Genomic DNA, 6,868 nt, shown 5'->3' with positions numbered 1-6,868 from the left:
GAAGTCGGCCACGCGACCGCCTTCGCCGCGCTGGCGGTCGCGTGGCCGACTTCGCGTGCGGCATGCCCGGTTTTCTGCGCGGCTTCCTTCGTGTCCTGCTTGATGTCGTGCCCGACTTCGGCCAGATCGGCCCGCGCGGCGGGGGCGGCCATCGCGAGCACGAGCGCCGCGAGCAAGAAGAACCGGTGACTTTTCACGACCTTGATTGCTTTCATGCATTCATCCTGGTGATAGGCGTTCATGTGTCCGCTTCGCCGGCGGCATGCGCGTGACGCGCGGTATCCAGCATCACGGTCGCGCGGCCGGTCAGCAGCACGCGCGCGTCGCAGCGGAGCGAGAACGCGTACAGGACGGTGTTCCCGTCGCCGCCGATGCGGTTCGCCTCGACCGTCAACGGCGAGCCGATCGTATCGAGCCGTCCGACTCGCGCGTCGACGCCCCGCACGCTTGCCAGAAACCCCGCGCGCGGACGCTCGTGTTCCGCCGCCAGCACCGCGCCGTGCACGGCCATCGCCTGTGCCGCGTATTCGATCCCGCATACCGCCGCGAGGCGTCCGTGCGCGCGCAGCGGGTTGTGCGGATCGCGATGGCTCGTCGCCGTGCAGCAGATCCGCGTGTCGTCCCATGCAATGACTTCGTCGAGCAGGCACATCGATCCGCTGTGCGGGATGTGCGCGGCGATCCACGCGCGGTCGAGCGGCGGCGCCGGGGGCGTGCCGGCCGTCATCGCGCGGTCTCCGCCGCAAAGGGCGGCATGGCGATGTCGACCTGGACGCGCATGTCGGGCAGGTAGTCGAGCACCACGCTCGCCGGACGTCGTGCCGCAAGCGCCGCGAGCAGCGGCAGCGCGCGCGCGGCGGGATTGCCGACGCGCAATTGCTCGAGCGCCGGCGATGCGAGGACGGTCGCGGGCGCATCGGTGAGCCGCACCGCGATGCGCGCGAGCGCGCCGGCACGCGGCTGCGGCGCCAGCACGAGCGCGACGCCGAATGCGTCGATGATCGGCCGCGCCGCGCGAATCGGCTCCGGATAGCCGGTGTCGTAGGCGATCAGCAGCGTGGGCGCGCCGTCGACCACGACCTGGCCGACGCTTTCGAGCAGCCCGGCGGCAAAGCTGCCGTCGTACGCGCACAGCACATTCGACGGCGCCGTCGCGCGCGTGGCGATGCTCCAGTAGCCTGCCGGCGCGTTGTGCACCGAATTGTGGAAGCGGGTCGGCGACAGCAGGCGCTCGTCGCTCGCCAGCGTTTCGCAGATCGCATGGCAATTCTGGCCGTCGCCGCCCGACGAGCTGAACACGGTGGCGAGCGTCGCGGCGTCGCGTCCGCTCGCCGCCGCCGCTTCGTGGCCGACCGCCAGTGCAACCTTGACGAACGGCCCGGTGCGGCGCCGTTCCGCGGCCGGCAGGCCGGCCGGCGGCGGCAGGCGTGTGGGCTCGGGCAGGTACGGCGCGTCGCCGGCGAGCATGCGCGCGGCCTGTGGCCAGTCGGCCAGGCCCGGGCCGAGCAGCCCGACGCTTTCGATGAATGCACTCAGTGTCATGGGCGGCGCTCAGCGGTGGGCGCGATCGGCGCGGCCGAGGATCACGCTGCAGTTCGTGCCGCCGAAGCCGAACGAATTGCTGAGCACCGTGCGCACGCGCGCATCGCGGCTCGTCAGCACGTAGTCGAGCGCAAGCGCCGGATCGGGGTGCGTCGTGTTGATGCCGGCCGGCAGGAGCTGGTGGCGCAGCGCGAGCGCTGCCATCACGGTCTCCAGCGCGCCGGCCGCGCCGAGCGTATGGCCCGTCGCGCCCTTGGTCGAGCTGCATGGCGTGCGCGCGAACAACGCGTTGACGGCGAGGCTCTCCGCGGCGTCGTTGCTCGGCGTCGCGGTGCCGTGCAGGTTGATGTAGTCGATCTCGCCCGGCGCGACGCCGCTCGACGCGAGCGCCTGCTCCATCGCGAGGCGCGCGCCGAGTCCTTCCGGATGCGGCGACGACATGTGATGCGCGTCGCTCGATTCGCCGATGCCGAGCAGCAGGATCGCATCGTCGGCGAGCGGCGCGTCGGGCTCCGGCACGCGTTCGAGCAGCACGAAGGCCGCCGCTTCGCCGATCGAGATGCCGTCGCGCGCGACGTCGAACGGCTTGCACGGCTGCCGCGACAGCAGCTCGAGCGAATTGAAACCGTAGAGCGTGGTGAGGCACAGCGAATCGACGCCGCCGACGACCGCCGCGTCGATCAGGCCGGCTTCGAGCATGCGGCGCGCGGAGCCGAACGCCTTCGCGCCGGACGAGCATGCGGACGAGACCGCCATCGCCGGGCCGCGCAGCGCGAAATAGGCGCGCACGAACGCGGCCGGCGAATAGGTGTTGTGGGTCTGCGCGTACCGGAAGCTGGCGGGCAGCGCGCCGCTTTGCGGATCGCGCCGGCGGTAGGCCAGTTCGGTTTCGAGGATGCCGGAGGTGCTGGTGCCGACGAACACGCCGATGCGGTCGGCGCCGTAACGCGCGACCGCCGCTTCGACACGGCCGGCAAAGCCGTCTTGCTGAAGACCGAGCTGCGCGAGCCGGTTGTTGCGGCATTCGAACTCGCTCAGGTCGGCACGCACCGGATGGTCGTCGACGCCATCCACGGCGCCGATCCAGGTGTTCAGGTCCGCGCCCTCGAAGTCGCACGGCGCCAGGCCGCCGCGTTGTCCGCGCAGCGCGGCGAGCGTGGCGTCGAGCCCGCGTCCGGCGCAGCTCGTGGCGGTGAAATGCGAGAGCAGGAGAGGTTTCACTAGGGTCAAATCCGGTTGCCGATGCGTGGGCGGTCGTCTGACGGGGCGCGCATCGATCCTTTAAAAGTGTATCAAATGGCGGTTCGCGCATCGGCTGCGCGAGACGCGTGCGGCGCGATCGCCGCGCGCAGTGTCGTGCAGCGCAGCCCCGCGTCGGCGGCGGTGCGCAGGACGGCCGACAGCACGTCGAGCACGACCGGCTCGCCGCGCGTGTCGCGTGCGGCGTTGCCGTCATGGACCAGCAGGATGTCGCGCGGTGCGAGGCCGCGCAGCAGGCGCTGCGCGACCGTGGCGGCGTCGCGCGTGCGCGTGTCGTAGCCGCGCCGGGTCCAGCTCGCCAGCTGCAGGCCGAGTCCGCACAGCACCGGTTCGAGGAACGGATTGCGTAATCCCGCCGGCGCGCGGAAGAACAGCGGGTGCGTGCCGCTGATCTCGGTCAGCGTTCGCTGTGCGGCCTCGATTTCGCGCCGCAACGCGCCCGGCCCCGACAGCGAGAAGTTGTGGCGGTGCCGCATGCTGTGATTTTCGACTGCGTGCCCGCGCGCGACGATGGCCTCGATCCACTGCGGATGCCGGCGCGCGAGCGTGCCGATGCAGAAGAACGTTGCGCGCGCGTCGTAGCGATCGAGCAGGTCGAGCACGCGCGGCGTGACATCGGGGTCCGGGCCGTCGTCGATCGTGAGCGCGATCTGACGGCCCGCGCTGTCCGGCAGCCGCGTCCAGTTCGGGCCGAGCAGCGCGCTGCGCGGCCATAGCCCCGCCGTGGCCAGGGCGACATGCGCCGCGATTACGCCGCCCGCGGCCCACGGCCACGACGCCGGCTGAGCGGCGACGGCCGTGGCCGCCCCGACGTGCATGGCGGCCGCGCCGACGACCAGCGGCGGCGGCGTCCAGCGCCGTGCCGCACCCGGCGCGGCAGGCGACGTCGGCGGCGAAACAGGCAACAGCGGGTTCATGCGGAGACTCCATGACGGTTGTCGACGTGCGTGGCTGCGGCACGCGCCGTCGGCGGCGCGAGAATCGCGGCGAACGCGAGCGCCAGGATCGCGCCGGGGCCGACCGTCAGCCCGAACGTCTCGAGGAGCGGCACGCGCGACAGCGCGAGCAGACCGAAGCCGGCCACGGTCGCGAGATTGGCGATCAACAGCGACACGAGCGTGTGCGGCGAGATGCGCCCGGCCTCGGCCGCCGCGACCGCGCGGTGGCAGAAGAACAGCGCATAGTTCGATCCCACGGCGACGATCAGCAGCATGCCGATCAGATGCAGGATCGTCAGCGGCACGCCGGCGAGCGCGAAGCCGGCCGCGACCACCAGCACGGCCGCGACGAGCGGCGCGAGCACGCGCGCGACGCGCCGCGGCGAGCGCAGCGCGATCAGCAGCAGCGCCGCGATCGCGACGAACCCCGCGGCGGACAGGCGAATGTCCTCCTGCACGTAGTTCACGTACAGGCGGTCAGCCTCCGCCTTCATGTCGACGAAGAGCGCATCGGGCACGCCCGCGCGCGCGACGGCGGCACGCACGGGCGCGGCGTCGAGGCTTGGCCCGCTGGCGGCGCGCGCGTCCGGCGCGTGTTGCGCGGCAGCCGGCGCGCGCAGCGGCAGCATCGCGGTCCAGCGGCCTGCGCGTTCGGTCAGCAATGCATCGACTGCGAGCGCCATCGACGTGCCCCGCAGGTCCGCGCGCGTGAGCAGCGGCTGGCGGCGCGCGGCGTCCACATCGGCGATGAACGGCGCAAACCGTTCCGGCTTCACGCTGATCGGCTGATTCGCGACCGCCACGCGCATGCGCGCGGCGAGCACGCCGGCGGGCGGCAGGCTCGCGATGCGCGCGCGCTGCGCGGCGTCGCTCGGCAGGTAGCGCGCGGGGCTTTCATAGCCGGCGAGCACGCCGCGGTCCACGAGCGGCTGCAATTGCACGGCCATTTTTTCCGCGCCTTCGAGCGCCGCTTGCGCGGTCGCGGCGGAGATGACCACCAGATAACGCACGTCCGGCGCGCCGACGTCGGCCCGCAAGCGAGCATCGAGCGCCTGGCTTTGCGCCGGCACGGGGCTCAGCGCGGCAAGCTCGCGGCTCCACAGTCGGTCGCGGTGCAGCGCCAGCGCCGCGCACGCGGCGAGCACCAGCACCGCCAGCGGCCCGCGCAGGCGAGGGGCGGCCTGCGCCGCGCGCGCGAGCGCCGCGCCGAGCCGTGACACGTCGCGGACCGCCGCGCTGCTGCCGCCGCGCAAGTGAGGCAACACGAAACGCGTGACCAGCGCGGCGGTCGTCAGGCCCGCGATCGAATACAGCCCGAGCTGCACGAGGCCGGGAAAGCCCGAGAAGAGCATCGACGCGAAGCCGCATGCGGAAGTCAGCACGCCGAGCCGGATGGTCGGCCAGTAGCCGGCGATCCACGCGCGCATCGCGTCCGCCGCGCGATCCGCCGGCGCGCCGCCGGGGCGCGGCGGCGGGCAGGCACCCGCCTGCGCGGACTGCACGAACAGATAGATCGAGTAATCGACCGCTTCGCCGATGAGCGTCGTGCCGAAACCGAGCGTCAGCCCGTGAACCGTGCCGAACGCGACGCTGACCGCCGCGAGCCCGGCGGCGACGCCGGACAGCACCGGCAGCAGGCCGAGTGCGAGCGTGGCCGGCGAACGATACACAGTCAGCAGCAGCGCGACGATCAGCACGACGCTCAGCGTCGACAGACGCTCGACGTCGTGCTTGATCGCGTCGCGCGCGTCGACGGAGAACACGCCGGGGCCGGTCATCGACAGCCGGCACGACGCGGCGTTCGGCACCGCCCGCACGCTGGCGTCGAACGCGCGCCGCACGGCGGCGATCGCGCGCGCCTGCGCGTCGGTGTCGGAGCCGGCGCGGGTCGTCTGCACGACGAGCACGGCGCGCCGGCCGTCGCGCGACGCCCACACGCCGTCGCGCGTCGCCGGCTGCGCGGCGCTGTCGAGCTGGCCGACGAGCGCCGCGACTTCACCGGTGGGGTCGCGCGGCAGCAACGTCTTCGTGACGAGGCCCGCCGACGAACTCAGCAGGTCGAGGCTGTCGCCGAGCGCCTGATGGAGCCCTTCGACCGAAAAGCGCTGCGGCGTCACGGCCGGGCTCAGCACGTAGCGATGATCGAAGATGAACTGCTGGTCGCGCGCGTCGGCGAGCGCCTCGCCGTTGCCGACCGCGGCGAATTGCGCGTCGCCGCGCAGCGTCGCCGCGAGCTGTCGCGACACGGCGGCTCGCGTCGGCGCGTCGCCGCCGTCGATCGCGACGAGGATCAGCCGCGACACGAGGCCGTCGCGCAACTGCTCGACCAGCACCCGCTGCCCGGCGCTCGGCGAGCGCGGCAGGAACGCGGACAGATCCGCGGTGAAGCTCGCGCGGCCGATGGCAGCCGCGCACGCGAGCAGGAACAGCAGCCACACGAGCACGGCGGGCCGCGTCAGCCGCGTGCGAATGCCGTGCGCCGTGACGGGCGGCCGGTTGCGCGCGTCCATCAGTTCGCCGGGAGCGGTTGCAGCCGCATCAGCGAATGGTCGCCGTCGGCCTGCCGGATCGCGACGCTGCGCAGCATGTCGCGCGTGCCGTCGAGCGTGATCGTGCTGACCACCTTCGACATGCGCGCGTCGAGCGGCGTGAGCGTCAGCGTCCAGTTGTCGCCGCGGCCGGCGAGCGCCACCTTGTACACCTGTTCGAGCGTGTAGCGGTTGCCGGCGAGCGTCGCGCGGATGCTGTCGATGAACGCGCCCAATTCCGGGTAGTTGGCGAGCGCGAGCGTGACCTTTCGGTTGTTGCGCTCGACGGTGAGCATGTCGCCGTCGACCACCAGATGCTCCGGCTTCGGGCTCAACGTATGCTTTTCGAGATGGTCGGGCGCGACGAACACCAGCTCGCCCGACGATTCGACCGGCTGCGCGGCGATCGACAGGTACTTCGTTTCGACGAATGTCGCGCGTCCGGACTTGTTTTGCGCGAGCGTGGCCATCAACCGGTCGAGATTCCAGCCGGATGATGCCGCACCGGCCGCACCGGCCGCACCGGCCGCACCGGCCGCATCGGCGGCATGCGCGGTGGCCGCGAGCGCGAGCGTGGCGGCCGTCGCGACGGCGAATGCG

At 72.5% G+C, this 6,868-nt stretch carries 7 protein-coding genes; all 7 read right to left on the bottom strand.

All coding sequences use genetic code 11. The annotated features are described in order from the left end of the window. Positions 1–215: hypothetical protein (locus LIG30_RS01330; protein WP_038709008.1), on the bottom strand; the 215-nt coding region annotated here is incomplete at its 3' end. Between the two features lie 23 nt (positions 216–238). Next, positions 239–727: a hotdog family protein gene (locus LIG30_RS01325; RefSeq protein ID WP_038709005.1), complete on the bottom strand. Its 489-nt coding sequence runs from the start codon at positions 725–727 to the stop codon at positions 239–241. Further along, on the bottom strand, positions 724–1,542 hold the full coding sequence (locus tag LIG30_RS01320; RefSeq protein ID WP_038709003.1) for a beta-ketoacyl synthase chain length factor: 819 nt from the start codon (positions 1,540–1,542) through the stop codon (positions 724–726). Before LIG30_RS01320 ends, LIG30_RS01325 begins: the two co-directional genes overlap by 4 nt. Before the next feature lie 9 nt (positions 1,543–1,551). Continuing rightward, positions 1,552–2,763, bottom strand: a complete 1,212-nt coding sequence (locus LIG30_RS01315; RefSeq protein ID WP_038709001.1) for a beta-ketoacyl-[acyl-carrier-protein] synthase family protein — start codon at positions 2,761–2,763, stop codon at positions 1,552–1,554. Positions 2,764–2,834: 71 nt separating this feature from the next. After that, a complete protein-coding gene (locus tag LIG30_RS01310; protein ID WP_038708999.1) occupies positions 2,835–3,719 on the bottom strand; it encodes a polysaccharide deacetylase family protein in 885 nt (294 codons plus the stop codon). Next, the gene (locus LIG30_RS01305) at positions 3,716–6,250 is read right to left on the bottom strand and encodes an MMPL family transporter (protein WP_038708997.1); all 2,535 of its coding nucleotides are present in this window, start codon (positions 6,248–6,250) and stop codon (positions 3,716–3,718) included. The genes LIG30_RS01310 and LIG30_RS01305 overlap by 4 nt, the downstream gene beginning before the upstream one ends. Continuing rightward, the coding region (locus tag LIG30_RS01300; protein ID WP_051994823.1) for an outer membrane lipoprotein carrier protein LolA at positions 6,250–6,868 on the bottom strand (619 nt) is incomplete at its 5' end. The genes LIG30_RS01300 and LIG30_RS01305, both read right to left, overlap by 1 nt.

Origin of the sequence: Burkholderia sp. lig30 (assembly GCF_000687455.2) — a bacterium.
In the GTDB taxonomy this organism is placed as follows: domain Bacteria; phylum Pseudomonadota; class Gammaproteobacteria; order Burkholderiales; family Burkholderiaceae; genus Burkholderia.
Note: the sequence above shows the minus strand (reverse complement) of the source record. Positions and strands in the feature narration are given on the sequence as shown.